The organism is Geminicoccus sp. (assembly GCF_036263595.1).
GTDB lineage: Bacteria > Pseudomonadota > Alphaproteobacteria > Geminicoccales > Geminicoccaceae > Geminicoccus.
The window spans coordinates 22389-49257 of the sequence record NZ_DATAGQ010000066.1; the positions used below are offsets into that span (position 1 = coordinate 22389).

The 26869-nt window shown below is 67.5% G+C and carries 25 protein-coding genes; 11 read left to right on the plus strand and 14 right to left on the minus strand.

Translation table 11 applies throughout. The features are described 5' to 3' along the window. Positions 1-6 precede the first annotated feature (6 nt). Genes VHL31_RS05390 through VHL31_RS05400 form a run of 3 tightly spaced genes read left to right on the plus strand, consistent with a single transcriptional unit; the run spans position 7 to position 4597 of the window. The gene (locus VHL31_RS05390) at positions 7-771 is read left to right on the plus strand and encodes an SDR family NAD(P)-dependent oxidoreductase (RefSeq protein ID WP_329660180.1); all 765 of its coding nucleotides are present in this window, start codon (positions 7-9) and stop codon (positions 769-771) included. After that, the gene (locus VHL31_RS05395; protein WP_329660181.1) at positions 768-1112 is read left to right on the plus strand and encodes a DUF6285 domain-containing protein; all 345 of its coding nucleotides are present in this window, start codon (positions 768-770) and stop codon (positions 1110-1112) included. Before VHL31_RS05390 ends, VHL31_RS05395 begins: the two co-directional genes overlap by 4 nt. A 26-nt stretch (positions 1113-1138) precedes the next feature. Further along, the gene (locus VHL31_RS05400; protein ID WP_329660182.1) at positions 1139-4597 is read left to right on the plus strand and encodes an indolepyruvate ferredoxin oxidoreductase family protein; all 3459 of its coding nucleotides are present in this window, start codon (positions 1139-1141) and stop codon (positions 4595-4597) included. Between the two features lie 3 nt (positions 4598-4600). Here VHL31_RS05400 and VHL31_RS05405 read toward each other — a convergent pair whose 3' ends face one another. From VHL31_RS05405 to VHL31_RS05415, 3 genes are read right to left on the minus strand one after another with little or no spacing between them, the layout of a single operon-like run. Further along, positions 4601-5266 (minus strand): hypothetical protein, encoded by a 666-nt coding sequence (locus tag VHL31_RS05405; RefSeq protein ID WP_329660183.1) that lies wholly within the window; start codon positions 5264-5266, stop codon positions 4601-4603. After that, positions 5263-5898, minus strand: a complete 636-nt coding sequence (locus VHL31_RS05410) for a uracil-DNA glycosylase family protein (protein WP_329660184.1) — start codon at positions 5896-5898, stop codon at positions 5263-5265. Before VHL31_RS05410 ends, VHL31_RS05405 begins: the two co-directional genes overlap by 4 nt. Continuing rightward, the gene (locus VHL31_RS05415; protein WP_329660185.1) at positions 5865-7064 is read right to left on the minus strand and encodes a pyridoxal phosphate-dependent aminotransferase; all 1200 of its coding nucleotides are present in this window, start codon (positions 7062-7064) and stop codon (positions 5865-5867) included. Before VHL31_RS05415 ends, VHL31_RS05410 begins: the two co-directional genes overlap by 34 nt. Before the next feature lie 304 nt (positions 7065-7368). Here VHL31_RS05415 and VHL31_RS05420 point away from each other — a divergent pair, with 304 nt between their 5' ends. Continuing rightward, positions 7369-7581, plus strand: a complete 213-nt coding sequence (locus VHL31_RS05420) for a twin-arginine translocase TatA/TatE family subunit (protein WP_329660186.1) — start codon at positions 7369-7371, stop codon at positions 7579-7581. A 116-nt stretch (positions 7582-7697) separates the two neighbouring features. Here the strand turns inward: VHL31_RS05420 and VHL31_RS05425 are convergent, their stop codons facing one another. The 3 genes from VHL31_RS05425 to VHL31_RS05435 form a co-directional block, all read right to left on the minus strand. Continuing rightward, a complete protein-coding gene (locus tag VHL31_RS05425; protein ID WP_329660187.1) occupies positions 7698-8192 on the minus strand; it encodes a PaaI family thioesterase in 495 nt (164 codons plus the stop codon). Further along, positions 8189-9409, minus strand: a complete 1221-nt coding sequence (locus VHL31_RS05430; protein WP_329660188.1) for an acyl-CoA dehydrogenase — start codon at positions 9407-9409, stop codon at positions 8189-8191. Before VHL31_RS05430 ends, VHL31_RS05425 begins: the two co-directional genes overlap by 4 nt. Positions 9410-9483: 74 nt before the next feature. Then, complete coding sequence (locus VHL31_RS05435; protein WP_329660189.1) at positions 9484-11277, minus strand: ABC-F family ATP-binding cassette domain-containing protein; 1794 nt, start codon at positions 11275-11277, stop codon at positions 9484-9486. A 114-nt stretch (positions 11278-11391) separates the two neighbouring features. Here VHL31_RS05435 and VHL31_RS05440 point away from each other — a divergent pair, with 114 nt between their 5' ends. Beyond that, positions 11392-12873: an AMP nucleosidase gene (locus tag VHL31_RS05440; RefSeq protein WP_329660190.1), complete on the plus strand. Its 1482-nt coding sequence runs from the start codon at positions 11392-11394 to the stop codon at positions 12871-12873. A 3-nt stretch (positions 12874-12876) separates the two neighbouring features. Here VHL31_RS05440 and VHL31_RS05445 read toward each other — a convergent pair whose 3' ends face one another. Both VHL31_RS05445 and VHL31_RS05450 read right to left on the minus strand, forming a co-directional pair. Next, positions 12877-13926, minus strand: coding sequence for an FUSC family protein (locus VHL31_RS05445; protein ID WP_329660191.1), 1050 nt, complete (start codon positions 13924-13926; stop codon positions 12877-12879). Then, positions 13923-14921, minus strand: a complete 999-nt coding sequence (locus tag VHL31_RS05450; protein ID WP_329660192.1) for an HlyD family secretion protein — start codon at positions 14919-14921, stop codon at positions 13923-13925. Before VHL31_RS05450 ends, VHL31_RS05445 begins: the two co-directional genes overlap by 4 nt. A 205-nt stretch (positions 14922-15126) precedes the next feature. Here VHL31_RS05450 and VHL31_RS05455 point away from each other — a divergent pair, with 205 nt between their 5' ends. Continuing rightward, complete coding sequence (locus VHL31_RS05455) at positions 15127-15462, plus strand: methyl-accepting chemotaxis protein (RefSeq protein ID WP_349262366.1); 336 nt, start codon at positions 15127-15129, stop codon at positions 15460-15462. Between the two features lie 192 nt (positions 15463-15654). Here the strand turns inward: VHL31_RS05455 and VHL31_RS05460 are convergent, their stop codons facing one another. From VHL31_RS05460 to VHL31_RS05485, 6 genes are all read right to left on the minus strand, one after another. Beyond that, on the minus strand, positions 15655-16263 hold the full coding sequence (locus tag VHL31_RS05460; RefSeq protein WP_329660193.1) for a GNAT family N-acetyltransferase: 609 nt from the start codon (positions 16261-16263) through the stop codon (positions 15655-15657). Between the two features lie 39 nt (positions 16264-16302). Further along, positions 16303-16710 carry a ketosteroid isomerase-related protein gene (locus VHL31_RS05465; protein WP_329660194.1) on the minus strand — a complete coding sequence of 136 codons (408 nt, stop codon included), beginning with the start codon at positions 16708-16710 and terminating at the stop codon, positions 16303-16305. Further along, entirely contained in the window at positions 16707-17669 is a 963-nt protein-coding gene (gene dusA / locus VHL31_RS05470; protein WP_414653641.1) for a tRNA dihydrouridine(20/20a) synthase DusA, read from the minus strand. The genes VHL31_RS05465 and dusA overlap by 4 nt, the downstream gene beginning before the upstream one ends. Before the next feature lie 167 nt (positions 17670-17836). Further along, the gene (locus VHL31_RS05475; RefSeq protein ID WP_329660195.1) at positions 17837-18640 is read right to left on the minus strand and encodes an ATP-binding cassette domain-containing protein; all 804 of its coding nucleotides are present in this window, start codon (positions 18638-18640) and stop codon (positions 17837-17839) included. Next, the gene (locus tag VHL31_RS05480) at positions 18637-19725 is read right to left on the minus strand and encodes an ABC transporter permease (RefSeq protein WP_329660196.1); all 1089 of its coding nucleotides are present in this window, start codon (positions 19723-19725) and stop codon (positions 18637-18639) included. The genes VHL31_RS05475 and VHL31_RS05480 overlap by 4 nt, the downstream gene beginning before the upstream one ends. A 133-nt stretch (positions 19726-19858) precedes the next feature. Continuing rightward, on the minus strand, positions 19859-20887 hold the full coding sequence (locus VHL31_RS05485) for a sugar ABC transporter substrate-binding protein (protein ID WP_329660197.1): 1029 nt from the start codon (positions 20885-20887) through the stop codon (positions 19859-19861). A gap of 318 nt (positions 20888-21205) precedes the next feature. Here VHL31_RS05485 and VHL31_RS05490 point away from each other — a divergent pair, with 318 nt between their 5' ends. The 5 genes from VHL31_RS05490 (at position 21206) to VHL31_RS05510 (ending at position 25715) form a co-directional block, all read left to right on the plus strand. Continuing rightward, on the plus strand, positions 21206-22444 hold the full coding sequence (locus VHL31_RS05490; protein WP_329660198.1) for an ROK family transcriptional regulator: 1239 nt from the start codon (positions 21206-21208) through the stop codon (positions 22442-22444). Positions 22445-22475: 31 nt separating this feature from the next. After that, positions 22476-23387, plus strand: coding sequence for an ROK family protein (locus VHL31_RS05495; RefSeq protein ID WP_329660199.1), 912 nt, complete (start codon positions 22476-22478; stop codon positions 23385-23387). Beyond that, positions 23384-24181 carry an inositol monophosphatase gene (locus VHL31_RS05500; RefSeq protein ID WP_329660200.1) on the plus strand — a complete coding sequence of 266 codons (798 nt, stop codon included), beginning with the start codon at positions 23384-23386 and terminating at the stop codon, positions 24179-24181. The genes VHL31_RS05495 and VHL31_RS05500 overlap by 4 nt, the downstream gene beginning before the upstream one ends. Before the next feature lie 65 nt (positions 24182-24246). Continuing rightward, positions 24247-24954: a DUF3313 domain-containing protein gene (locus VHL31_RS05505; protein WP_329660201.1), complete on the plus strand. Its 708-nt coding sequence runs from the start codon at positions 24247-24249 to the stop codon at positions 24952-24954. 518 nt (positions 24955-25472) lie between these two features. Beyond that, on the plus strand, positions 25473-25715 hold the full coding sequence (locus tag VHL31_RS05510) for a hypothetical protein (protein WP_329660202.1): 243 nt from the start codon (positions 25473-25475) through the stop codon (positions 25713-25715). The last annotated feature ends 1154 nt before the right edge of the window (positions 25716-26869 follow it).

The window sequence follows — 26869 nt, forward strand, 5'->3', positions numbered from 1 at the left end:
CGACAGGTGACAGGCGGTTACGACGGGTTCGGACTGGGCGGCAAGCGCGTTCTGGTCACGGGCGGCTCGATCGGCATCGGGGCAGCCGCGGTCAAGGCGTTTGCCGAAGCCGGGGCGAAGGTCGCGATCCACTACAACAAGAACCGGGAAAAGGCGGAAGCGCTCGCGGCCGAGATCGGCGGCGCTCCCACCTTCGGCGGGGATTTCTCGAAGACGGCGGATGTGAAGGCAGTGGTGGAGGGAGCCATCCAGACGCTGGGCGGGCTGGATGTGCTCGTGAACAATGCCGGCCACATGGTCGCGCGCTTCCCGATCGAGGAAAGCGACGACGAGGCCTATGACCGCGTGATGGACCTGAACGCGCGCTCGGTGATGACCGCCTGCCGCGTGTCGGTGGCAGCGCTTGCGGAGAGCAAGGGCAACATCGTCAACACGAGCTCGATCGCCGCCCGCAACGGCGGTGCCGCCGGTGCCGCCCTTTATGGCAGCGCCAAGGGCTTCGTCTCGACCTACACCAAGTCGCTCGCGACGGAACTCGCCGCACGCCACATCCGGGTGAACGCTGTCTCGCCAGGCGTGATCCACACCTATTTCCACGACATCTACTCCACGCCGGAGCGGCTGGAGCAGGTCCGCCAGCGCATCCCCATGCAGCGCCTGGGCGTCAGCGAGGATTGCGCCGGCGCCTTCTTGTTCCTGGCATCGGAAAAGCTGGCCGCCTACATCACCGGCCAGGTGATCGAGGTGAACGGCGGACAGCTGATGCCGTGAGCTCGGACAACCTGCGGCCCGACCATGTCGATCTCCTCGATATCGCGCGCAGCACCTTCGTAGGCGAGATCCTGCCGGTGCTGCCCGACGACAAGCGGCTGGCGGGGCTGATGATCGCCAATGCGCTGGGTATCGCCCAGCGCATGCTGGCGGCACCGGCCGGCGAGGACGGCGATCAGTCCGGTCTCTGCGCAGAAATCCGTGCGGGACTGCATGACGTGGATGACGCAGGTGAGTTGCGTACCCATCTGATCAAGAGGACGCTGGCCCGCTTGGCGGTGAGCAACCCAAAGGCGCTTGCCGAAGCGGAACGCTCGCTGGCCGGGGCCGACAAGTCCTGAAAAACGAGATCAGGGAGAGTTCGAGGATGACGGACCTTCAGACGGTCGCCCTCGACGACAAGTATCTCAAGCCGTCTGGTCGCGTGTTCCTGACGGGCATCCAGGCGCTGGTCCGGCTGCCCCTCGAGCAGCGCCGCCGCGATGTCGCGAACGGCCTGAACACGGCCGGTTACATCTCGGGCTATCGCGGCTCGCCGCTGGGCCAGTACGACCAGCAGCTGACCCGTGCCAAGAAGCTGCTCGACGAGCACCATGTGGTGTTCCAGCCGGGCGTCAACGAGGACCTGGCCGCTACCGCCTGCTCGGGCACCCAGCAGGCGGCGCTCGATGGCGAGAACAAGTACGACGGCGTGTTCGCCATTTGGTACGCCAAGGGCCCCGGCGTGGACCGCTCGGGCGATGCACTCCGCCATGCCAACCTGTTCGGCACGGCCGCCCATGGTGGGTTCCTCTGCCTGCTGGGCGACGACCATACCTGCGAGAGCTCGACCACGGCGCACCAGTCCGAGCCGGCGATGATCGACCAGATGATCCCGGTGCTGAACCCGGCGGGCGTGCAGGAGATCCTCGACTACGGGCTGCTCGGCATCGCCATGTCGCGCTATTCCGGCGCGCTGGTGGCACTGAAATGCGTGCACGATACGGTGGAGAGCACCGTGTCGGCGGAGATCGATCCGGCACACCTGCCGATCGTGACGCCCGAGGACTTCCCGATGCCTCCTGGCGGGCTGAACATCCGCTGGCCGGACGCGCCGCTCGCCATGGAGGAGCGGCTGCACCGCTTCAAGCTGGAGGCCGCCAAGGCGTTCGCGCGTGCCAACCATCTGGACCGGGTGATGATGGGCGGCGAGGATGCGTGGCTTGGCGTCGCCACGACCGGCAAGGCCTGGCTCGACACGCTGCAGGCGCTGGACGATCTGGGCATCGACGAGGCACGGGCGAGGGAACTGGGCCTGCGCGTCTATAAGATCGGCATGAGCTGGCCGGTCGAGCCGCGCAGCCTGGAAGGCGCAGCGCTTGGATTGTCCCGCCTGATCGTGGTCGAGGAGAAGCGCCCGCTCGTGGAGGAGCAGGTCCGCTCGCTCCTGTATGGCCAGCCGAACGCGCCGGTGATCGAGGGCAAGCACGACCAGATGGGGCGGACGCTGTTCCAGTCCTGGGGCGCCATCAACTCCAACCAGGTGGCGCTGGCGATCGGCCGCGCCCTCCTGGAGCGGAGGGACGATGCCGAGTTGAAGGCGCGGCTGGCCGAGGTCGAGGCCAGGGCCGCCCTGGTCGCCGAGGACCCGGCCATGGCGCGCCTTCCGTATTTCTGCCCGGGCTGTCCCCATAACAGCTCGACCAAGGTCCCCGCGGGCAGCAAGGCTCGGGCCGGCATCGGCTGCCACTACATGGCCCAGTGGATGGACCGTGACACCGCCCGCTATGCCCAGATGGGCGGCGAAGGCGCATCCTGGGTGGGCGAGGGGCCGTTCTCGACCCGGCCCCACGTCTTCCAGAACATCGGCGACGGCACCTTCTACCATTCAGGATCGCTGGCGATCCGCGCCGCCGTGTCGGCCAAGGCCAACATCACCTTCAAGGTCCTCTACAACGATGCGGTCGCCATGACCGGTGGCCAGAAGATGGAGACCGAGAACCTAGACGTGGCCGAGGTGACGCGCCTCCTCCACGCCGAGGGCGTCAGGGAGATCCACATCGTCACCGACGAGCCCGAGAAGTATCCGGGCGGTCATGATCTCGCCGCAGGGGTGAAGGTCCACCACCGCGACGATCTGGATGCCCTGCAGCGCCAGCTGCGGGAGGTTCCGGGCGTGACGGCGGTCGTCTATGACCAGACCTGTGCAGCTGAGAAGCGCCGGCGGCGCAAGCAGGGTACGTTCCCTGACCCCGACAAGCGCGTGGTGATCAACGAGCTGGTCTGCGAGGGCTGCGGCGACTGCGGCGTCCAGTCGAACTGCGTGGCGGTCCAGCCGGTCGAGACCGAGTTCGGCCGCAAGCGCCGGATCGACCAGTCGGCCTGCAACAAGGACTTCTCCTGCCTGAAGGGCTTTTGCCCCTCCTTCGTGACGATCGAAGGAGCGGTGATGAAGAAGGGCCAGCAGCGGGTAGCCGCTGAAGTCAGCGCGGAGCTGCCCGAGCCTGTCCTGCCCGCGATCGATGGCACCTACGGGATCGTCGTGACCGGGATCGGCGGCACCGGTGTCGTGACGATCGCGGCGCTGCTGGGCATGGCCGCGCATCTCGAAGGCAAGGGCATCGCCGCCATCGACATGATCGGCATGGCCCAGAAGGGTGGTGCCGTCCTGTCCCACCTCAAGCTCGCCAATCGGCCGAGCGAGGTCGGCTCGCCACGCGTGGCCGCGGGCGGTGCTCGGCTTCTGCTCGGCTGCGACCAGGTAGTGGCCGCCAGCAAGCAGGCGCTCTCCACCGTTCGAGCCGGGTTCACGCAGGCGGTCGTCAACCTCGAGGAAACGTTCACCGGCGACTTCACCCGCAACGCCGACTTCTCGTTCCCGGCCGAGCGGCTCAAGCGCTCGATCGTGAAGGCGACCGGCGAGGGTCGGGCGACCTTCGTCGACGCCACCAGGATCGCCACGGCCCTGATCGGCGACAGCATCGCCACGAACCTGTTCATGGTGGGCTTCGCCTGGCAGCGCGGCCTCCTTCCCTTGAGCCGGGAGGCGCTCATGCGTGCCATCGAGCTGAACGGCGTGAGCGTTGGAATGAACCAGGCGGCCTTCACGCTCGGCCGCCGCGCCGCGCTGGACCTGGCGGCCGTCACCGCAGAGATGGCGCCAGCACAGGCCAAGCCGGTCGCACGGTCAATCGACGAAGCGATCGAGCGGCGGGTGGCGTTCCTCACCGACTACCAGAACCGGCGATACGCCGAGCGCTACCTGCGCGTGGTCAAGCGGGTCCGGATGGTCGAGCATGCCAAGCTCGGTTCGGACCAGCTGGCCGACGCCGTCGCGCATACCCTGTTCAAGCTGATGGCCATCAAGGACGAGTACGAGGTTGCACGCCTTTGGACCCATCCGTCCTTCGAAGCGCAACTCGAGCGCGAGTTCAGCAAGACCGGCCGGCTGACCTTCCATCTGGCCCCGCCGATCCTGGGGCGGCGTGATCCAGTCACGGGGCACCTGAAGAAGACGACGTTCGGCCCCTGGATGCGCCAGGCGTTCCAGGTGCTCAAGCGCTTCAAGGGTCTGCGTGGCACCGCGCTGGATCCATTCGGACGGACGGAGGAGCGAAGGATGGAGCGGCAGCTGATCGGCGAGTACGAGCAGCTCGTCGACGAACTGCTGGAGCGCCTGACCCCGCAGAACCATGCCCTCGCGGTGGAACTGGCCGACGTACCCGGCAAGATCCGCGGCTATGGGCACGTCAAGGAGCGCCATCTCGCGGAGGCGAAGAAGCGCGAGGCGGAGCTGCTGGCCCGATACAGGGCCGCAACGGAGCCGGTGCTCGTCGCGGCGGAATGACCGCTAGCGGCGGGCAGCCCTGAAGGCCCGCATGTGGAACGCCGCGTGCGACGGGGTATAGGCATGGGCGCGGCCGACCGGGCAGGCCCGACGGGCGGCGCAACCCAGCAGCATGCAGGCCTGCCCGCTCAGCGTGCTGAGATGCCCGCGGCAGCTGTTCACGTCGTAGCCGTCTTGCCGGAACGCGCCGACGGGGCAGGTGGAAAGGCATGGCTTGGCCGTGCAGCTGGCGCAGGGGCTGCCGGTCGGCACCGCGATCGTGCCGAGCTCGATCTTCTCGGTGAACAGGATGGCCGCCCGCAGCGCATGCCAGAGCCCGTGCTCCTCGTGGATCAGCAGGCCCAAGGGTGATGGCCACAGGCGCGGGTCGGCTCGGCTGGCCCAGCGCTGGAACGGATGGAACGGCGGTCCGTCGAACGGGAACAGCACCTCTGCCGCGCCGGCCTCGCACGCGATCTCTTCGACGATGCGGCGGGTCCAGCGGTCCGCCGGGTCCCCTGCCTTGGCTTCGGGACTGGCCTGCAACTGCCCATAGAAGGCGCTGCCGACATTGCCGACGACCAGCACCGTGCCGGCTGCGACCGGGACGGCATCGTCCGGCGTGGGATGAAAGCCGCCCAGCAGGTGGAGGCCTTGCGCTTCGAGGAGAGTGCGGAGCCGGCCTGTCATGCGTCCGCCAGCGCCGGCAAGGCTGCGTCCACCCGGGCGCGCAGTGCTGGCACCACCTCCGCGTCGAACCAGGGATTGGCCAGGAACCAGCCGATGTTGCGCGGACTCGGATGGGGAAGGGGGAAGAACGGCGCCGGCGCGGCTCGCCACGCGCACATGTTGTCCGTCAGGCGCTGGCTCGTTCGCAGATAGTGCCGCTGGGCGAAGCTGCCGACCAGAAGCACCAGGCGGAGGTCAGGCATGAGCGCCCAAAGGCGCTGGTGCCAGGCGGGAGCGCATTCCCGGCGAGGCGGGAGGTCGCCCGAGTTGCCCTTGCCGGGATAGCAGAACCCCATCGGCATGACCGCGATCGAGGGGTCACCATAGAACCGGTCCCGGTCGATCTGCAGCCAGCCCCGCAGCCGGTCACCCGAGGCGTCGTTCCAGGGCAGCCCGGTGGCGTGCACCCTGGTGCTGGGCGCCTGCCCGATGATCAGGAGGCGCGCCCCGGGCTTGGGCCAGACCACGGGCCGCGGCTCATGGGGAAGCCGGCCGGCACAGCGCCGGCACGACCGGATCTCGCCCAGCAGCAGGTCGAGCTCGACCGACCCGGTGCCGCTCAGCGGTCGAGATAGCGCTGGATCCGTGCGCATGCTTCCTCGATCGCTTCCACCGACGCGGCATAGGAGAACCGCAGATAGCCCTCGCCGTGGATCCCGAAGCTGGTACCCGAGATCAGCGCCACCCCGGCCTCGTTCAGGATCTCGTCCTGCAGCACGCGGGATGATTTGCCGGTGCCGGTGATGTTGGGGAAGGCGTAGAAGGCGCCGCCTGGGTTGACGCAGGAGAAGCCCGGCAACTGGTTCAGCCGCTCGACGATGACCTTCCGCCGCTCGGCAAACGCCGCCATCATCATGTCGACCGAATCCTGCGGGCCTTCCAGGGCGGCGATGCCGGCATACTGGGCCGACGCGTTCACGCAGGAATGGACGTTGATGGCGAGCCTGGTCGCAAGGTCGATCAGCGGCTTGGGCCACACGCCCCAGCCCATCCGCCAGCCTGTCATCGCATAAGTCTTCGACCAGCCGTCCAGCAGGATCAACCGGTCCTGGATCTCGGGATAGGCGGTGAGCGAGGCATGCGGCTGGCCGTCATAGACCATCCTGGCATAGATCTCGTCCGACATGATCGCCACCTCCGGGTGGGCCCGCAGGCCCTCGACCAGCCGGTCCAGTTCCTCCTTCGGCACCACGCCGCCTGTGGGATTTGCGGGACTGTTGACGATGATCAGCCGGGTCGCAGGCGTGATGCGGCCCAGCACGTCCTCGGCGGAAAAGGAGAATCCCTTCTCCTCGAGCAAGGGGATCGGCACGGCCTTGGCGCCAGTGAACTCGATGGCGGAGCGATAGATCGGGAAGCCCGGGTCCGGGTACATGATCTCGGCACCCGCCTCGCCGAACATCTGGATGGCGAAGAACATCGTCACCTTGCCGCCCGGGACGACCAGGATCTGGTCGGGGTCGACAATGACGTTGCGGTGCCGGTGCATGTCGGCTGCGACGGCCTCGCGCAGCTTGAGGATGCCGTTGGCGGGCGTGTAGCCATGATGGCCGTCCCGCAGCGCCTTGATCGCGGCCTCGACGATATGCGGCGGGGTCGGGAAGTCCGGCTGACCGATGCCCAGATTGACGATCGACTTGCCCTGCGCCTGGAGCCTGACCGCCCGGGCCAGCACCTCGAATGCGCTTTCCGTGCCCAAGCGGTGCATGCAGGCGGCGATCCGCATCTCTTCCCCTTCCTCGAAACGGCGGCGGATCATGACCACGCGATCCAGGCGAGGCAAGGCGCAGGTGCAAGCGCGCGTTGGACAAAAAAAACCGGGTGGAGCCGTGTTCGGCCTTTGCCCACCCGGTTGATACAGAGCCCTCAGCCCCCCCGATATGTCACTGGGAGCGAGTTCCGGATGTGAGATTTTTCACAGATATGTGCGATTTATCGAATTCATCTCTCATTTTGCGGAATTGTTCCGGCAGGCAGCGGACGTACCGATGGACGGCGACCGCCCTTGGCACCGGCCGGCTCAGCGGCTAGGTTCCGGGACCGTCGCACTAGGGAGAGTTTCGATGGGTTCCTTCAGCGCTTGGCACTGGATCGTCGTTCTGGTCATCGTCCTGATCGTCTTTGGCGCAGGCCGCCTGCCCAAGGTCATGGGTGACCTTGCCTCCGGCATCAAGACGTTCAAGAAGGGCATGGCGGACGAGCCTGTCGTCACCAAGGACGAAGAACTCCGGACCACACCGGCCCCGGACAACACCGCCGACAAGCGGCCGGTCTGAACCGTTACGTGCGACGCCGGGGGTGACGCCGACGGCGCCACCGATCGAGAACAGGTTCTACACCGATGCGACCGCCCGGAGGATCATCCGGCGCGGTCGTTTTGTATGGAATGCACTCATTCGCGCTCCAGCACCATCCAGGTGCCGGTCGCCTGGCCGAGTAGCTTGCCATCCGCCTCGCTGCTGATCGTGCCCTCGGCAACCACGAGCCGGCGGCCGCGGTTGAGCACCCTGCCGGTCACCCGCACCGGCCCCGTCGACGGCAGGATCGGCCGCATGAACCGGGTCGAGAGCTCCACCGTCGCCGCCCCCTGACCGGCATCGAGTGTCGTGACGACGGCGCAGCCAAGTGCCGAATCGAGGAGGGTGGCCGCCCAGCCGCCGTGCACCGTGCCGTGCAGGTTCAGGTAGCCCTCGTTCGGGATGGCCCGGATCACCGCGTGGCCCACCGAGGCTTCCACCAGGCGGAAGGCCATGGTGGTCGCCATCGTCGAGGCATCCAGCTGGCCACCCACCAGGCCCTGGATCACCTGCAGCCCCGTCAGCGTGCTGTCGCCCGCCGCCACGCCGTCGGTCAGCGTCATCGACTTGGGCCGGGACTGCCCGCTCATGCCATGAAGGCCTGGATGCCGGTCTGGGCGCGGCCCAGGATCAGCGCATGGATGTCGTGGGTGCCCTCATACGTGTTCACCGCCTCGAGGTTCATCACGTGGCGGATGACGTGGTACTCGTCCGAGATGCCGTTGCCGCCATGCATGTCCCGGGACATCCGGGCCACGTCGAGCGCCTTGCCGCAATTGTTGCGCTTGATCAGCGAGATAGCTTCCGGCGCTGCCTTGCCCTCGTCCATCAGCCGGCCGACCCGAAGCGCTGCGCCCAGGCCCAGCGTGATCTCGGTCATCATGTCCGCCAGCTTCTTCTGGATCAGCTGGTTCGCGGCCAGCGGCCGGCCGAACTGGATGCGGTCCAGCGTGTACTGCCGGGCCTGGTGCCAGCAGAATTCCGCCGCACCCATGGTGCCCCACGCGATGCCGTAGCGCGCACGGTTCAGGCAGCCGAACGGCCCTTTGAGCCCCTTCACGTTCGGCAGGAGGTTGGCCTCCGGCACGAACGCCTCCTCCAGCATGATCATGCCCGTGACCGATGCACGCAGCGAGAACTTGCCCTCGATCTTGGGCGTCTCGAAGCCCTTGGTGCCGCGCTCGACCACAAAGCCGCGGATCTCGCCGGCATCGTCCTTTGCCCAGACCACCGCCAGGTCGGCAATCGGCGAGTTGGTGATCCAGTTCTTCGAGCCGGACAGCAGCCAGCCGCCATCGACCTTGCGCGCCCGCGTCCGCATGCCGCCCGGATCGGAACCGAAATCCGGCTCCGTCAACCCGAAGCAGCCGACCAGCTCGCCCTTGGCCAGCCCGGGCAGCCAGCGCCGGCGCTGCTCCTCGTCGCCATAGGCGAAGATCGGGTGCATCACGAGCGAGGACTGCACGCTCATCGCGGAGCGGTAGCCGGAATCGACCCGCTCCACCTCGCGCGCCACCAAGCCGTAGGCAACATAGGAAGCGCCGGCGCAGCCATACTCTTCTGGAATCGTGGCCCCGAGCAGGCCGAGTTCGCCCATCTCCGTCAGGATCTCGCGATGGAACACCTCGTGCCGGTTGGCCTCGAGGATCCGCCCCATCAGCGCGCTCTGGCAATAGTCCCTGGCCGCATCGCGGATCATCCGCTCCTCGTCGGTCAGTTCCTCTTCCAGGAGGAGTGGGTCCTCCCACTGAAAGCGGCCGAGCCTCGCAGAGGCCTCGCCGCCCTTGGCCATTGCCAGTGCCATCATGATCTCCCACGCCCTTGCCGCGCTGCAATCTAGCGCAGCCGGTCCACAATGTTCAGGGGGATCGCCAATGCGGGTCAGAGCCCGGCGGCCTCCTTCATCGCTTCCAGCTCCAGCCAGCGCTCTTCCATGGCGGCAAGTTCGGCCCGCTTTGCTTCCAGCGCCGCGTTCGTCCTGGCGAAGCCATCCGGGTCCCGCCGGTAGAAATCTGCCGCCCCGAGCTTGGCCTCCAGCGCCGTGATCTCGCTGCCGGTCGCATCGATCTTGCCCGGTAGCCGCTCCAATTCGCGCAGGAGCCGCGTCTCCATCGGCCGCTTGATCCGCTCGGCCTTCTTTTCGGGTTCGGCCTTCGGCTTGGCCGGCTCGACCGGCGGTGCCCGCTGCACCAGCCAGTCCGAGTAGCCGCCCGCATACTCCCCGACCTTGCCGTCGCCCTCGAACACGATCGTGCTGGTGGCGATCCGGTCCAGGAAATCGCGATCATGGCTGACGACCAGCACGGTACCCTCGTAGCCGTCCAGGGTTTCCTGCAGGAGGTCCAGCGTGTCCATGTCCAGGTCGTTGGTCGGTTCGTCCAGCACCAACAGATTGGACGGTACCGCCATGATCTTGGCGAGCAGGAGCCGGTTGCGCTCGCCGCCCGACAGCACCCGGATCGGCGTGCGCGCCTGCTCCTCCTCGAACAGGAAGGCCCGCAGATACCCTACCACGTGCTGCCAGCGGCCGAGCACGTTCACCTGGTCGCCGCCTTCAGGGCAGAGCGTGGTCCATGGCGTGGCGTTCGGGTCGAGCTGGTCGCGGTTCTGGTCGAACCTCGCCAGCGTCAGGTTGGTGCCAAGCCCCACCGTGCCGCTGTCGGGTTCCAGCTCGCCGGTCAGCATCTTCAGGAGCGTCGTCTTGCCCGCCCCGTTCGGCCCGATCAGGCCGATCCGGTCGCCCTTCATGATCCGGGTCGAGAAGTCGGCCACGATCGTCCGCTCGCCGAAGCGCTTGGCGACATGCTTGGCCTCGATCACCAGCGTGCCCGAGGACTGACCGGCATCCATCCGCAGGTCGACGCTGCCGGTCCGGCCTACCCAGGTGCGCTTTTGCATGCGCAGGTCCTGCAGGCGACGCAGCCGGCCCATGTTCCGCTTGCGCCTGGCCGTTACGCCGCGATGCAGCCAGTGCTCCTCCGCGTCGATCCGCTTCTGTAGCCGGTAGAGGTTGGCCTCTTCCTCGGCCAGCACCTGTTCCGACCAGTTCTCGAAGTCGCCGAAGCCCTTGTCGTGCACCCGGATCCGGCCGCGATCCAGCCACCAGGTCACCGCCGACAGGGTGGTGAGCAGGCGCCGGTCATGGCTGATGATGACCAGCGCGCCCATGAAGCCGGCCAGCTCCGCTTCCAGCCACTCGATCGACGCGATGTCCAGATGGTTGGTCGGCTCGTCCAGGAGCAGCACGTCCGGCTCGACCACCAGGGCTGCCGCCAGCGCGATCTTGCGTGCCTCGCCGCCCGAGAGGGGCGAGGTCGGGCGGGACGGCTCCATGCCCAGCCGTCCGAGGACGGACTCGGCCATCACGTGCCGCAGGGCCTGCTCGACATTGCCCGGCAAGGCGGCGGCCACGAACTCGCCGGCCGTGGCATGCCCACCGAAGTCCGGCTCCTGGGGCAGGTAGGAGACGACCGTGCGCGGCTGCTGGAAGCGCTCGCCGGAATCCAGCTCGGCCAGTCCGGCCAGCACCTTCATCAGCGTGCTCTTGCCAGCACCGTTGCGGCCGATCAGGCAGACGCGCTCGCCCTTGGCCAGCGAGACGTCCAGTTCGTCGAACAAGCGCTTGCGGCCGAGCCCTAGGGAGGCGGAGCGCAGGGCCAGGAGAGGGGGAGTCATGGTCTGGGCGGATCTCTGGCAGGCGTCCGGAACGTGCGGAACAGGCGGGGAGTTCATGACGGCCGGCCCGTGCTATGTCAGGGGCCGACGGTAGACAAGCGTAGTGGGCATGGCATGGCGATCGATCTGGTGGAGCTGTTCGGCGGGTATGGCGTCCGCAATGCCGAAGCCTTCACCGACGCCGACCAGGCAGTGGTCCGGATCGAGGAGATCTACCGGGACGCGGTGACGCGGCTGCGCGCCGCTCTGCGGCGGTTCGCGGCGGGCGAGGATCCGGGGCGGCCGGATTCGTTCTACCCCTTCGTGGGCATGATGGTGCAGGCGCGCGACCTGGCCCTCGACGGCCGGATCGCCTACGGCGTGCTCCACGAGCCCGGCGTCTACGGCACCACCGTGACCAGGCCCGACATCTTCCGCGACTATTATCGCGGCCAGCTCGCCATGCTCATGGGCAACCACGGCCAGCCGGTCGTGGTCGGCATCAGCGACCGGCCGATCCCGCTTCCCTTCGGCGTCGACGAGATGCCGGAAGGGCTGAGCGAGGAGGAAGCCCGCCGCCTGCAGCACCTCTTTCCCATGCCTGACCTGTCCCGGACCGACGACGCCATCGCGAATGGCACCTCGGATCGCGGCGCCGACCGCCCAGGCGCCCTTGCCCTCTTCACGGCCGAGCGCGTCGACTACAGCCTGGCCCGCTTCTTCCACTATACCGGCACGTCGCCAGGCTGGGTACAGCGCTTCATCCTGCTCACCAACTACCAGCGCTATGTCGACCACTTCGTGAGCTGGGGCCGCCGGCAGATCGAGGAAGGCAACGAGTACGACTTCCTGGTCGAGCCCGGCAACGTCACCACGCCCAACGAGCGGATGACGGAGGCGGCGCCCAGCGGCCTGGCGCCCTCGCATCTGCCGCAGATGCCGGCCTACCACCTGACCCGCCCGGATGGCCGGGGGATCACGCTGGTGAATATCGGCGTAGGCCCCAGCAACGCGCGGACCATCACCGACCATCTGGCCGTGCTGCGCCCGCATTGCTGGCTGATGCTGGGCCACTGTGCCGGCCTGCGCCGCTCCCAGCAGCTGGGCGACTATGTGCTGGCGCATGGCTATGTTCGCGACGACCATGTGCTCGACCGGGAAGTGCCTCCCTTCGTGCCGATCCCGCCGATCGCTGAGGTGCAGGTGGCGCTGCAGCAGGCGGTCAGCAACGTGACCGGGCTGGACGGGCTCGACCAGAAGACCCGCATGCGCACCGGCACCGTCGCCAGCACCGACAACCGCAACTGGGAACTGCGCTACGACGAGTTCTTCGAGAAGCTCTCGCAGTCGCGCACGATCGCGGTCGATATGGAAAGCGCCACGATCGCGACGAACGGCTTCCGCTTTCGGGTGCCCTACGGGACGCTGCTCTGCGTGTCCGACAAGCCGCTGCACGGCGAGATCAAGCTGCGCGCCTCGGCCGACAGCTTCTACCGCCAGCGGGTCGAGCAGCACCTGCTGGTGGGCCTGGAGGCCATCCGCCTCCTGCGCGAGCAGGGGCCGGAACGCCTCCATTCCCGCAAGCTGCGCTCCTTCGACGAGCCGGCCTTTCGCTGACGGTCAGGCCTGCTCGGCCGCCACGGACGACCGCCTCGTGCTCCGCTGGCGGACCAGGAGCGGCCGCAGCAGGGTTACCGTCGTGATCAGGACCAGTACGCCGATCAGCATGCCGGACAGCCGATCCAGGACCGGCAGGATCGTCGTGGCTGGACCCGGCCCGGTGACCAGCGCCATCAGGTAGGCGAGCCCGCCCTGGGTACCGATATAGGCGGTCCCAGGGTCGCCGTGATGAACATGGGCCAGGAGGAAGATCCCGCCGAACAGCAGGATCGACCAGAGCACCAGCCCCTGCGGATCGACCAGGATGGTGACGGCGAGGCCGATGCCGCCACCGATCGCACAGCCCATCAGGCGCTGGGCGCCCTTCGTCCGCATCGACCCGACGTCCCTGTCCACCAGCACCACCGAGGAGATCAGCATCTGGGTGAGGCTCGGCAGGTCGAACCAGATCCAGAGGAACAGCACGATCGGCGGCAGGATGCCTGCGATGGACGCCGCCTGGGTGATCTCGAGGCGCTCGGCCGCCCGTTGCGGTACCACGGGCGGCCGGTCTGGCGCCGGCTGGAAGGCAGGATCCTCCCGCAACACCAGCGCCACGACGAGGTAGGCGAGAATGCCGAGGCTGACCTCGATGCCGCGAAACGTCACGAACGGCAGGAGCGTGGCCGGGCTCTCGAAGCTGACGCCGACGGCCATCATGAAGGTCATGCTGCCGAGGAGCACCGCATAGGAATAGGCGACGCGGAGCCGCCAGTGCGTGCTGACCCCGACGGCGGCGGCCAGGCCCAGTGCGGAGACCACCGGGTCGCCCTCGCAGGCCGCCGCGAACAGATAGCCGGCCACGCAGCCAGCGACCGTTCCGAGAAAGCGCATCGCCGCCTTGCTCACGACCGCGCGGTGATCCGGGTTCGAGACCACCAGCGCCGAGATCCCGGCCCACCAGGGATCGGGCATGTGCACGATGCAGGCCAGCATGATCGCGAGCCACACGGTCGACGCCGTGATGATGGCCTGGCGGGTCAGCGCGACGCTGGATCCGGCGGCCGTCATGGCTGGCCGCCCTCCTCGACGAAGATCAGGACGCTGACATCGGCACCCGCGAAGAGCCGACGCCGCTTGGGCAGGTCGCCTAGGTCGATCTCGACGGGGAAGCGGCGCTGGAGCCGGATCCACTCCGTCGCATAAGGCACGAACGGGACGACGCCGGGCAACTCAGCCGCCCGAGCCACGGCGCGGGCAACCGTCCGGACCGAGCCCCGATGGAGCGTCCAGGGGTCGGCCGCCAAGCGCAGATAGACAGGCTGACCCGGTGTCAGCGCATGGACGTATTGTTCCTCGAGGTTGGCCACGACCCGCCAGTCCGCGTCGCTCACCACCGCCAGCACCTGGTCGCCGGCTTTGACGAAATCGCCGGGCCGCGCCGTGAACGGGGCGACCGTGCCATCGGTCGGCGACGACACCCGGGTCATCTGCAGGTCGAACCTGGCTCGGTCGAGCTCCGCTGCGTTCACCGCAACGGCCGCCTCCCGCACCGCCACCTGGCGACGGGCATTCACCAGCGCCGTCTGCGCGGCTACCAGCTCGGCATCGGCGACCGCCAAGTCGCGATCGGCATCGTCGGCAGCCTGTCGCGGTGTGGAGCCGGTGCGGAGAAGCGACGCCTCGCGATCCTGCCGTGCCGCTGCGTCGGTCTGTCTGGCCTGGGCCTCATCGACGTTCGCCTGCGCCATGACGACGCTCTCCTGGGCCGCCGCGACATCGGCCTGGGCCAAGGCCAGCGAAGCCTGTGCCTTTGCGACGGCGATCTGGTAGGGCCGCGGATCGACCGCGAACAGCAGGTCGCCAGCCTTCACCTGCTGGTTGTCGCGGACCGCCACCTCGCCGAGCTGCCCCGGCACCAGGGGCGACAGCCGCACGATGTCGCTCGTGACATAGGCATCCCAGGTATAGGCGACGAAGGTGGTGACGACCTGGTACATGACGGCGATCGTCAGGAGTCCGAGCAGCACGACGGCTGCGAGACGCGCCTTGATGAACGCCATCATGCCGTCGCTCCCCCGACCAGTACCGCCTGTACCTCCATGCCGCAGGGCATCCGGCCGGACAAGTCGGGTCCGCGGAGGCAAAAGAGGCCACGATGTCAACGGGTCGTTAATGAGTCTGCGCTAGGTTTCCCTCATCAAGCGGTGCGCGACGAACGCGCGCCCACTGTAGGGAATGACGGCATTGTTGAACTCACCAGCCGCTGACGTGACGAAGTCGACCCCGCCGGCTGATGCGATCGCGCGCGCTGGGCAGGCCATCGGCGACCTGCACCAGCTGACCTCGCGCATCGAGGATGCCGTCGCCACCATCGAGAAAATCGCCAGCAAGACTGCCATGCTCGCCATGAACGCCGCCATCGAGGCTGCGCGCGCGGGCGAGGCCGGTCGGGGCTTTGCGGTGGTAGCGCTGGAGGTCAAGCACCTGGCCCGCGGCACGTCCGACGCCACCACTGTCCTGCGCAACCTCAGTCATGAAATCGAACGCCATCTTTGCGCAGCCGAGCTGGCCCTGGACATGGAAGGACAGCCGTCAGCCAACTGACCGCCTGCAGTCGGAGCGGGCCGCAGGGGCCGACCGGCTGCGCCAGGGGCCTGCTCGATAGCCTTGGATCGATCGTCGTCCGTGCTGCTGACCGGTGCTGTCCAGGTGTCGGAACCGAGGCTGGCGGCCGACTTGACTGGGCGCCGCATCGGGTGAGCCGGTGCCGGTCGGGCCAGACGGCGCGGACGGTTGCTAGAGCGACTTGATCCAGTAGGCCATGGGCTTGGCCGTCTCGCGCGGTTCGCCGACATCCTTCCAGGCGAACCGGCAGGTCAGGCCCTCGATGCGGTGGAAGCCGCGCTTGGTCCAAAAGGCGTCGAGCGGGACATGATCGGCCGGCCTCGCCGGGTGGTCGTCCGGCCGGATCACTGCGCAGAACAGGGCGGTATCGTAGCGGCCCGATCGCCTGGCGGCTGCCAAGCGCTCCTGGAAGAAGCGGACGCCGATTCCCCGGCCTCGATAGGCCGGCTCCAGGACCGATTCGCCGAAATAGAAGATCCGGTCGATATCGTAGCCCGCCTCGCGCAACGGCCGGGTGACGGTATCCGGCTCGCCGCGCAACGGGAGGGCCGTGGCGGCGCCGACCAGGCGGCCATCGGCGATGCAGGCGATGACCACCGCCTCGGGATCCTGCGCATAGGTCTGCAGATAGGCACGCTCGTAGGCTTCGGAGCCCTCGTAGAGATAGGGGAAGGCCCGGAATACCTCGATCCGCAGACGGGCCAGTTCGGGGAGCACCTCCTGGAGGCGAGCATTGCTCAGCTCTTCGAAACGTAGCCCGGCCATCGGTCCATCCGCCATCGCACCGTCCACCGACGCTGGCTTCGGCCTGGCACCGCCTCAGGCGCCGACCTGCCGAAACCAATCCTGCAGGTTGTAGTAGTTGGTCACGCGCACGATCCGGGCGTCCGCCACGGCGAAGAAGGCACCGCCCGGCAGCTGGTAGGTCTGCCCGTTCGCCGCTGGCAGGCCCTCGTCCGTCGCCAGGTAGGTGCCGTGGACGACGAACTCGGCGGCGGCACGATTCCCGCTGGGTTCGGCCAGCACGACGATGTCGGTGAGCTCCTCCCGGTAGCAGCGGTTCATGCGCTCCATGAAGCTGCGGAACGCGGCCTTGCCCGTCTCGCGCCCTCCCTGGTTCAGGTCATGCGCGACATCGTCGCTGAGCAGGGCGAAGAACGCCTCCCAGTCCCGGCGGTTGAAGGCATCGTAATAGGCCCTGATCAGGGCCGTGGTCTCCGCGCTCACGCAGCTTCCTTTCGCCGTTCGTCGCCAATGCCGACCGCCTGCAGGGCGGTGTCGAGCAGGTCGGGCCCGCCCCCGCTCCCGATCATCCCCTCGGACAGGATCTGGCGGTAGCGCCTGGCACCGGGCAGGCCGTTGCACAAGCCCAGCATGTGCCGCCCGATCGCCTTGAACGGCGTGCCTTCCTGCCCGCGCTGCCGGGCATAGCTGGCCATGGCTGCCGCCGCACCGGTCCTGGTAAGGCCGGCCGGGACCGATTGTCCGGCCATGGCTGCAAAGCCGGTCAGGCTCCAGGGGTTCTCGTAGGCCTCGCGGCCGATCATCACCCCGTCGAAGCATCCCAGCGCATCAGCCACGGCCTCGGGGCTTCGCAGACCGCCGTTCAGCACGATCGACAGGTCCGGCCGCTCCTGTTTCAGCCGCGCCACCAGTTCGTAGCGCAGGGGCGGCACGTCCCGGTTCTGCTTGGGGCTCAGGCCCGAGAGCCAGGCTTTCCGCGCATGCACGACGAACACCCCGCAGCCGGCCGAGGCGACCGTCGTCACGAAGCGCAGCAGGGTCGGCCATTCCTCGTCGTCATCCACCCCGATCCGGTGCTTGACCGTCACCGGAATGGACACGGCCGCCCGCATGGCACGCACGCAGTCGGCCACCAGCTCGGGCTCGCGCATGAGGCAGGCGCCGAAGGCCCCTTTCTGCACGCGCGGCGAGGGACAGCCGCAGTTCAGGTTGATCTCGTCATAGCCCCAGGCCTCCCCGAGCCTGGCACTGGCGGCAAGGGCGTCCGGGTCGCTGCCGCCCAGCTGCAGGGCAACCGGGTGCTCGGCCGGATCGAAGCGCAGGTGCCGCTCGACATCGCCATGCAGCAGTGCCCCGGTCGTGATCATCTCGGAATAGAGCAGCGCATCGGGCGCCAGCAACCGATGGAACCGGCGGCAGTGCCGGTCCGTCCAGTCGATCATCGGCGCAACGCACAGGCGTCTGGCGTGGGCCAGCGGATCGCCGGGCAGATCATGGTCGGGTGGCGGCAACAGGACGGTAGGGCTCTCTGCGGCAGGCTTGCTGCAGCGCCATGTGGCAAAGAAGGGCAGGGGTGACAAGGCCGTGGCCAGCCGCCCCTGCCGGCTCCTCAGTGAACAGGGGCTTCCTTCGCTCCCGTCATGATCGCGACCGCATCCGACATCGAGTAGTCCTGCGGCCGGATCACACAGGCGCGCCGGCCCAGTCGGTGAATGTGGATCCGGTCGGCGATCTCGAACACGTGCGGCATGTTGTGGCTGATCAGCACGATCGGCAGGCCGCGCCGCTTCACGTCCAAGATCAGGTCGAGGACCTTGCGGGATTCCTTCACCCCCAGCGCCGCGGTCGGCTCGTCCATGATCACGACCCTGCTGCCGAACGCGACCGCCCGTGCGATCGCCACGCCCTGGCGCTGGCCGCCCGAGAGGGTCTCGACGGGCTGGTCGATGTTCTGGATCGTGAGGAGGCCCAGCGCGTTCAGGTGCTTGCGGGCGTCGCTGCGCATCGAATCGCGGTCGAGCTTGCGGAAGTACTTGCCGAGGAAGCCCTGCGACAGCCGCTCGCGGCCCAGGAAGATGTTGTCGGCGATGCTCAGCGCGGGCGAGAGTGCCAGGTTCTGGTAGACCGTCTCGATGCCGGCCGCGCGGGCTTCCAGCGGCGAGCGGAACGCGACCGGCTTGCCTTCCAACAGGATCTCGCCGCCGTCGGGGTGCAGCGCGCCGGTGAGCGCCTTGATGAGCGACGACTTGCCGGCACCGTTGTCGCCGATCACCGCCAAGATCTCGCCCGGATAGAGCTCGAACTCGGCATGGTCGATCGCGACCACATGGCCATAGCGCTTGACCAGGTCTCGTGCCTGGAGGATCGGCGCCACGCCCGCGGGTGCATGGGTGTTCTGCGCTGACTGGTTCATCCGGACACCTTTCGGATCCACTGGTCGAGAGCCACCGCGACGATGATGAGCAGGCCGATCGAGAATTCCTGCCAGAGCGCATCGGCGCCAGCCAGGGCCAGGCCGTTGCGGAACACGCCCACGATCAGGGCTCCGACCAGCGTGCCGACGATCGATCCGCGGCCGCCGAACAGGCTGGTGCCGCCGATCACGACCGCGGTGATCGAATCGAGGTTGCCGGTGGCACCCGAGATCGAGCTGATGGCGCCGATCCGGCCGATCAGCGCCCAGCCCGCGATCGAGCAGATCAGGCCGGCCAGGGTGTAGACCGCGATCAGCACGCCCCTGACGTTGATGCCGGCGAGCTGCGCAGCCTCGGGATCGTCACCGGTGGCATGGACGTGCCGGCCGAACGCGGTTCGGTTCAGGACGTACCAGATGATCCCGGCGAGGATCAGCATCAGGATGGAACCCAGCGTGATGCGGGCTCCCATGAAGTTGAAGGCCGTCCCGGTGAACTGCAGGAAGGAGGCGACGGCCTCGACGTCCTGCTGCCGGATCGTCTCCGAGCGCGAATACCACAGGTTCAGCGCGCCGAAGATGCTCCAGGTGCCGAGCGTCACGATGAATGGCGGCAGCTTGAGGCGTGCCACCAGCATGCCGTTGATGAAGCCGCCGAGCACGCCGACCATCAGGCCGAGGATGAAGGCGATCGGCACCGGCACGCCCGACATCACGGCGAGGCGCCCCATCACGACCGACGAGAGCACCATCATGGCACCGACCGACAGGTCGATGCCTGCCGTCAGGATGATCAGGGTCTGCGCGCAGCCCAGGATCGCGATGATCGTGACCTGCTGGAGGATCAGCGACAGGTTGAACGGGTGGAAGAACCTCGCGCCGACGATCGAGCTGAACAGCACCAATGCCAGGGCCAGAACGATGAACGGGATCGCGGTCGGGTTGGCGTGGAGGAAGTGCTGCATGCGCTTGAGCGGCGACTTGTTGTCGACGTCGAAACTCACATGCGACTGGTCCGTCGCCGCCGGCACCGCCTGCTCGTGAACAGCCCGCCCGTTGGGGGGGGCCTTCGCAGCATCGGTCATGGTTGGTCCTCACCCAGAAGCGTCACGTCGGGTCCGGACGGACGGTGGAACGTCCTGCCAGGAGAACAGCAAGGCGCCGACCGCGCCCGGCTCCCGAAGGAACCGGACGGTCGGCGCCAGCGATGCGTTCAGCTCAGCCCCAGCAGAGCTTCAGGCCTTCCTCGGAGGTGATGGAAGGCAGGCCCTCGACCGGCTTGTCCGTCACCAGCTCGACGCCGGTATCGAAGAACGTCTTGCCGGGCGTCGGCTCCGGCTTCTTGCCGCTCTTGGCGAACTCGGCGACCGCCTCCACACCCATGGACGCCATCTTCAGCGGGAACTGCATCGAGGTGGCGCCGATCACGCCGGCCTGGACGTTGCGCACGCCCGGGCATCCGCCGTCGACCGAGGTCATCAGCACGTCCGCTTCCTTGCCGAACGCCTTGAGCGCCTCATAAGCGCCGGCCGCGGTCGGCTCGTTGATGGTGTAGACGACGTTGGTGTCCGGATCCTTCTGGAGCAGGTTTTCCATGCCGGTCCGGCCGCCTTCCTCGGCACCCTTGCCCCACTGGTGGCCCACGATCCGCGGATCGTCCTCGTCGCCGTAGCGGCTCTTGTCCTTCACATCGATGCCGAAGCCTTCCATAAAGCCCTGGTCGCGCATGGCGTCGACCGACGGCTGGTTCTCCAGCGCGTCGAGGAAGGCGATCTTGGCGTTCGCCGTCCCATCCGGCCCGAGGGTCTTGGCCGCCCAGGTTCCGATCAGCACGCCCGCCTTGTAGTTGTCGGTCGCGAAGGTGGCGTCGGCCGCGTCGATCGGCTCCAGCGGGGTGTCGAGGGCGATCACCAGGATGCCTGCGTCACGCGCCTTCTGGATAGTCGGCACGATCGCCTTGGTGTCGGATGGCGTGATCAGGATGCCCTTGGCACCAGCCGAGATCAGGCTCTCGATAGCCGCGACCTGGCTGTCGTTGTCGCCGTCATACTTGCCGGCGAAGCTGGACAGGGTGACGCCCAGCTCATTGGCCTTGGCTTCCGCACCCTCCTTCATCTTCGCGAAGAACGGGTTGTTGTTGGTCTTGGTGATGAGGCCGACGATCGTTTCCGCGGATGCGGGTGCCGCGAACGCGGAAAGCGCCAGTATCGCAGCGGCGGTCGACAGAATCATGGGGCGACGAATCATGCTCCCCCTCCTGATCGGTTGTTTGGACGTTGATCCCTGATCGACCCGTTCTGGTCCCGGTCGACGGGCCAACGGAGCGTTCGTTTGGTCTGGCCGATCACTGCTTGCCGCAGGCCTGCCGTAGCTGGATGCAAACCACCACAAGGCGGCGACCGTCAATAGATAAATCAGTTGGATTTATCTATTGACGTGCCGCTTTGGGCCGGCGCAGCATCCGGCCGCCGCGTACCGGCGCCAACGCGCACACCATCGGGTCATGGTCCGATACCACGAATGCGCCCCTGGCCGCGGACGGCCCCTGCGGGGACGGGAGGCAAGATGAACGCGTATGCTGCGGTCGGGCCCGGCGGTCGCGTGGCCCTGACCGATCTCGGCGGAAGCATCAACCAGAGTGCGGGCAGGCTCTACAACGAGCGCACGATCCTGTCCCTGATCCGCCAGCGCAGGAGCCTGCCCAAGGCCGAGATCGCGCGACTGACCGGCCTTTCCGCGCAGACCGTATCGGTCATCATCAACCAGCTCGAGGCGGAAGGGCTTTTGCGTCGACAGAGCCCGCAACGAGGCCGGGTCGGCCAGCCCTCCGTGCCAATCTCGCTGGATCCGGAGGGTGCCTTCTCGTTCGGGATGAAGCTGGGGCGGCGCTCCAGCGACCTGATCCTGATGGATTTCTGCGGAACGATCCGGGCCAGCCTGCGCGAGACCTATCCCTACCCGACGCCTTCGCGGCTCCAGTCGTTTCTCGATCGCGGTTGCCGGTCGCTGCTGATGAGGCTCACCGCCGGTCAGGCCCGCCGGGTGCGCGGGCTGGGTGTGGGTGCCCCATTCGATCTCTGGTCGTGGGAACCCGAGGTCGGTGCACCCGCCGATGTCGCCGCCTCGTGGCGGGGCTTCGACATCGCCGCCGAGATCCAGCGACAGAGCCCATGGCCGGTCCAGTTCTGCAACGATGCGTCGGCCGCCTGCGCCGCGGAGCTGGCGTTCGGGGAGAACGCGCAACTGCAGGACTTCCTCTACATCTTCATCGGCTCGTTCCTTGGGGGCGGGATCGTTCTGAACGGGAGCCTCTACACCGGGCGGAGCGGCAATGCCGGGGCGCTGGGCTCCCTGCCGGTCCCAGCGCCTGGCCACCGGCTGATCCGGAGCGCGTCGCTCTACGTGCTGGAGCGCATGCTGGCAGAGCGCGGCCAGGACCCGCGGCTGCTTTGGCGCTCCGACGACTGGTCGGGCCTGGGCCCAGCCCTGGACAACTGGATCGAGCAGGCCGCCGAGGCTCTGGCGTTGGCCTGCGTGGCCGGCATCTCGATCATCGACTTCCAGGCTGTCGTGATCGACGGGGCATTTCCTGATTCAGTCCGCACCCGCCTGCTCGAACAGGTCCGCGCCCGGTTCGAGCGGCAGGACCGGCAGGGACTGACCGAGTTGAAGATCCTGGAAGGCTCGATCGGGCCGAACGCGCGCGCGATCGGTGCAGCGAGCCTGCCATTGCTGGCCGGCGCCGCGCGCGAGCCGGACCCGGCCTTCAAGGAGCGGGCCCGGCAGCCCGCGGTGAGCATTTGAACCATTCCTGCAGATGGACCGGACATTCAAGATGACAATGCTGATCGGCGTCGACTGGGGCGGGACCAAGATCGAGGCCCTGGCGATGCGGGCGGACGGAACGGAGATCGTCCGGATCCGGGAGAACACGCCGGCCGGCGACTACGAGGCCTGCGTGAAGATGGTGGCCGAGCTGGCCCTGGCCGTGGAAGCAAGGGCGGGCGAGCCCGGCATGATCGGGATCGGGATCCCGGGCTCGCTCGATCCTCGCACCGGCGTCGCCAAGGGCTGCAATTCCACCTGGCTGCTGGGCCATCACGTGGAGCAGGACGTGGTGGCGGCGCTTGGCGGCCGGCCGGTCCGGATGGAGAACGATGCCGACTGCCTGGCTTCTTCCGAGGCGATCGACGGAGCCGGTGCCGGCAAGCGGGTCGTGTTCGCGGTCATCCTGGGCACGGGCAACGGTGCCGGGATCGCCATCGACGGGCGGCCGCATCACGGACCGAACAACAGTGCCGGCGAGTGGGGCCACAGTCCGTTGCCCTACCCGGACCTGACAGAGATCCCGGGACCTCCCTGCTATTGCGGCAAGCATGGCTGCCAGGAGACCTGGACGTCCGGCACCGGCTTCCAGAACGATTTTGCGCGCCATAGCGGCCGGCATGTCAGGGCGGCCGACATCATGGAGCTGTACAGGTCGGGCGACCGGATGGCGCGCCTGATCTACCAGCGCTACCTCGATCGTTTGGCGCGCGGCCTGTCGGTCGTCGCCAACACGCTCGATCCCGACATCTTCGTCCTGGGCGGCGGCATGTCCAACGTGGACGAACTCTACCACCACCTGCCGGAAAAGATCGGCGACCATACCTTCTCACCAGTCTTCTACACACCTGTCGTCAGGGCGAAACACGGCGATTCCTCCGGCGTGCGCGGGGCGGCCTGGCTTTGGAAGGAACGGCATTGAACGGGGACGACGGCATGGACGAGATCGGACAGCGCCTGGCAGTCGCCACGGACGTGATCCGGGCTGCCGGCGCCCTGGCGCTGGGCTATTTCCAAAAGCTCGACCAGCTCACGATCAAGAGCAAGGGCCTCCAGGACATGGCCAGCGAGGCCGACCTGAACACCGAGTTGCTGATCAAGGACAGCCTGGCCAAGGCCTTTCCGTCCGATGCGTTCTTCGGCGAAGAGACTGGACCCGGAGCCATCGAGGGTGCCACGGGTGTGTGGGTGGTCGACCCGATTGACGGAACCCAGCCGTTCGTGTCGGGCATTCGCACCTGGTGCATCTCGATCGCCTATGTGCGCGGCGACGAGATCGAGTTCGGCCTGGTGTATGACCCTTGCGCCGACGAGCTATTCGCGGCCAGGCGCGGCGGGCAGGCCACGCTGAATGGCCGCCCGATCAAGCCGCATCCGGGGAAGGACTTCACCGCCGGGATCACCAGTGTCGGCTATTCCAACAGGGTACCTGCGGCCACCGTGCTGCATGTCATGGACAAGCTCCTGCATGCTGGGGGCATGTTCCACCGCAGCGGCTCCGGCACGCTGTCGATCTGCTACGTCGCCTGCGGACGCCTGCTGGGCTATGTCGAGGGCCATATGAACAGCTGGGACGCGCTTGCCGCGATCGCGATCGTGCGCGGGGCAGGTGGCCGGACCAACGACTTCCTGGCAGGTGACGGCCTGCGCAACGGCAACATCATCGTGGCCGGACCTTCGCAGATCTACGACAGCCTCGAGGGCCTTCTACCCTAGCGCGTGATACGAATCGCGCGTTCAGGTGTGAAATGCTAGAAGCCACCGTGCGAGGAGCGGAGCCGGTGGCCGATCGGTGCTGCCGGGTCGAGAGCGGGAACGACCGAATGCGTGCGATGGCCTTGGTGGCAGGTGGATTGATCATGGCCCTTGCGGGATGTGCCGGGCGTGGGCCGGACGGCCCGGTATCCGGCGTCGCCGAGGCTGCCCAGATGCAGCCCGAAGCCGGGATCGCCCAGGCCTGGACCTATCGCAACCCGAGCATGAACCCCCGCAGCTACAGCCGGGTGCTGATCGACCCAGCCCAGGTCTATCACGGAGCCGAGGCCGACTTCGACGACTTCAGCCCGGCCGAGGTCGAGAGGTTCGCTCAGATGCTACCGGACGAGACCAGGAAGGCCCTGCAGGGCAGCTATCCAATTGTCAGCAAGCCAGGTCCGGATGTCATCCGGCTGCGCTTCACCCTGGTCGCGGTGGAACGCACCGTGCCCTATGCCGCGAAGGCCACGCGTATCATCCCGATCGGGGCCGTCCTCAACCTCGGCAAGGCCGCCGCCGGCGAGGGAGGCTCGCTCACCGGGTCCCTCACCATCCTGCTGGAAGCCTTCGACTCACAGACCGGCAAGCTGCTGGTCGCCTCGCAGCGTCGGGTCAGCCCCGGCGCCTTTGACCTGCAGGCTACCCTGGGCACGGAGGAGACGGCCATGGCGGTCGCCAAACAGGTCGCAGCGCAAGTGAAGCAGCGGTTCGACGCCATCCGCGCAGGAAGCTGAGGCTTCTTCCTCCCGCCCTTGGGCCAGCTGATGTGGAACGCGGTGTACCAGCCCGACGGCAGCGACCAGAGCGCTTGGCAGTGGCTGGTCGCGGCCTGAAGATCGACCGCCGGAGCAGGCTGGCGCACTTGAGGCGCACGTGGCCCAGGCCGGGACGTCCTTGACCTTGTTCAGCCATCATCTTGGCGGACGGACGACCTGCATCCATCGTGACGACATGAGCCAGGCTGCATTGTCGTCGAGGATGGCGTCGATCAGGCAACAGATGAACCCTTGGTGCCGCATGCCGCAGCTTGGGGGTGAACGCTGGAAGCCCTGTCCGCGAGGGTTCCAGATCCCTGGTGCCGTGCCTGGGCCAACACCGGGCCATCGTGGCCATGGCCCCCCGGGATGACGAGCAGTGGACGTTCCAGGCGACGCCCCCGGGCAGCGCCTGTGCCTGCTGGGTGGGATCCAGACGCGCCGTGAGCGCCTTCCAGCGCTGGCGATGAGCGGCACGGTCCGGCAGGTCACCTGACTTGCCCAGCCGCCTGACCATCTCCTGCCGGTACGGCCTGGTGGCGACCACGGTGGCACAGCGGCGCTTCCTGGCCACGGATCAGGCTGTCGACACATGGTACCTCCCGGAGGGGGCAGCCGCCCGGGACGCAAGGGCACAAGATCGCTCGATGTCACCGGCCGGCCCCGGCGCGGCCCGCTGGGCCAGGAGCATCCGTGGCTCGATCCAAAGCGTCGGCGCCCACTTCAGCCAGCCGCACTGACGGCGATGATGCCGTGCACCCATGCGACGTACCGCGAGGTGTGAAGGCTACAAGCCGGTGGAGGCGAGGGTGATCTGGCGGCGCGTTGGCCTGGCCTGTCGACTTGCCAGCCGAACCGTTTCCCGGAGCATCGCTTCGATCTGTTCAGGTGACAAACGGTGGCGGGCGCCCCCCGAGACCGGCAGGAGCCGGCGCGGGCGCGTCCAAAAGCCCGGGCAGGTCCTCCAGGCCCAGATAGGTCAGCCGCAACCGCTCCCGCGGGAGCAGCGCCGCGAAGGGACCGGAGGATGGACAGGTCGGGTGGACCTATCTGGTTCGTCGTCGAGACACACCACCTCGTGCAACGGCCATTGATGCGCATGCAAGACGTAGAAGTTCATTGTCCGTGCCGCCCGCAGATGGGCATCAGGACTTGGCCTCACATGACTTTCAACTGAGCAAGGCGGTCCAAGGCTAAGGGAGGGCTCTTCATGTTCCTGGCGACCAGCCGTCAGCAGACGGCTGATCCGTCTCCTGCAAGGGACCGGGCCAGCAGGCCCGGGAGGCGACCGGGCTTTGCTCACGTCGCCTTCCTGCGCGCCAACACCAAAGCGAGCGGCGCCGCCTTCCTGAGCGAGGTGGTCGAGGTCTTCCCCTACCGGATCCATACCGTCCGTCGATGGCCTGCCGGCGATCAATCCGCTTGCTGGAAGGACCGCCATCAGGAGGTGGCATGGCCTTTGCCGACCAGACCCGTGAACCGTGGCCATTGCCCAGAAGATCGAGGCCTTCTTCGGTGGCCACATCTTCGAGCGGGCGTGCGACCGGTCTTGCTGCGGCTGTGCCGCTGCTCCCTGCGGGGATCGAACAGCGATGACATCAGGCATCGCCTGACCAAGCCCTGCCACCCCTCCACGGGCTTCTCCCTACGATCCTTCAAAAAAGCGGATCGATGGCCAGGCCGACAGAATGATCCATGTCGTCAAGGAGACCACCATCAAGGCCATCACCATCCCGACTCTCAAGCACGCCAAGCACACGTCCTGGCCTTCGTCGCTGCCTGCAGCGTCGCCAGGCATCTGCAGACACTGTGATGGCGGACACCGGTCCAGGCGATCTGCGACGCCTGGAAGGTCGATCCTCAATTTACAAGATCAACCCGCACTACCTCATCT

What these genes read in the sequence shown, in the direction of transcription:
- VHL31_RS05460 (WP_329660193.1), bottom strand. Translation starts at nt 16,263, where the DNA reads ATGGCGGATGGACCGATGGCCGGGCTACGTTTCGAAGAGCTGAGCAAT.
- VHL31_RS05415 (WP_329660185.1), bottom strand. Translation starts at nt 7,064, where the DNA reads ATGATCCGCCGCCGTTTCGAGGAAGGGGAAGAGATGCGGATCGCCGCC.
- VHL31_RS05405 (WP_329660183.1), bottom strand. Translation starts at nt 5,266, where the DNA reads ATGACAGGCCGGCTCCGCACTCTCCTCGAAGCGCAAGGCCTCCACCTG.
- VHL31_RS05410 (WP_329660184.1), bottom strand. Translation starts at nt 5,898, where the DNA reads ATGCGCACGGATCCAGCGCTATCTCGACCGCTGAGCGGCACCGGGTCG.
- VHL31_RS05480 (WP_329660196.1), bottom strand. Translation starts at nt 19,725, where the DNA reads ATGACCGATGCTGCGAAGGCCCCCCCCAACGGGCGGGCTGTTCACGAG.
- VHL31_RS05485 (WP_329660197.1), bottom strand. Translation starts at nt 20,887, where the DNA reads ATGATTCGTCGCCCCATGATTCTGTCGACCGCCGCTGCGATACTGGCG.
- VHL31_RS05450 (WP_329660192.1), bottom strand. Translation starts at nt 14,921, where the DNA reads ATGATGGCGTTCATCAAGGCGCGTCTCGCAGCCGTCGTGCTGCTCGGA.
- VHL31_RS05420 (WP_329660186.1), top strand. Translation starts at nt 7,369, where the DNA reads ATGGGTTCCTTCAGCGCTTGGCACTGGATCGTCGTTCTGGTCATCGTC.
- VHL31_RS05475 (WP_329660195.1), bottom strand. Translation starts at nt 18,640, where the DNA reads ATGAACCAGTCAGCGCAGAACACCCATGCACCCGCGGGCGTGGCGCCG.
- VHL31_RS05440 (WP_329660190.1), top strand. Translation starts at nt 11,392, where the DNA reads ATGGCGATCGATCTGGTGGAGCTGTTCGGCGGGTATGGCGTCCGCAAT.
- VHL31_RS05490 (WP_329660198.1), top strand. Translation starts at nt 21,206, where the DNA reads ATGAACGCGTATGCTGCGGTCGGGCCCGGCGGTCGCGTGGCCCTGACC.
- VHL31_RS05445 (WP_329660191.1), bottom strand. Translation starts at nt 13,926, where the DNA reads ATGACGGCCGCCGGATCCAGCGTCGCGCTGACCCGCCAGGCCATCATC.
- VHL31_RS05435 (WP_329660189.1), bottom strand. Translation starts at nt 11,277, where the DNA reads ATGACTCCCCCTCTCCTGGCCCTGCGCTCCGCCTCCCTAGGGCTCGGC.
- VHL31_RS05430 (WP_329660188.1), bottom strand. Translation starts at nt 9,409, where the DNA reads ATGATGGCACTGGCAATGGCCAAGGGCGGCGAGGCCTCTGCGAGGCTC.
- VHL31_RS05425 (WP_329660187.1), bottom strand. Translation starts at nt 8,192, where the DNA reads ATGAGCGGGCAGTCCCGGCCCAAGTCGATGACGCTGACCGACGGCGTG.
- VHL31_RS05495 (WP_329660199.1), top strand. Translation starts at nt 22,476, where the DNA reads ATGACAATGCTGATCGGCGTCGACTGGGGCGGGACCAAGATCGAGGCC.
- dusA (WP_414653641.1), bottom strand. Translation starts at nt 17,669, where the DNA reads ATGATCGACTGGACGGACCGGCACTGCCGCCGGTTCCATCGGTTGCTG.
- VHL31_RS05400 (WP_329660182.1), top strand. Translation starts at nt 1,139, where the DNA reads ATGACGGACCTTCAGACGGTCGCCCTCGACGACAAGTATCTCAAGCCG.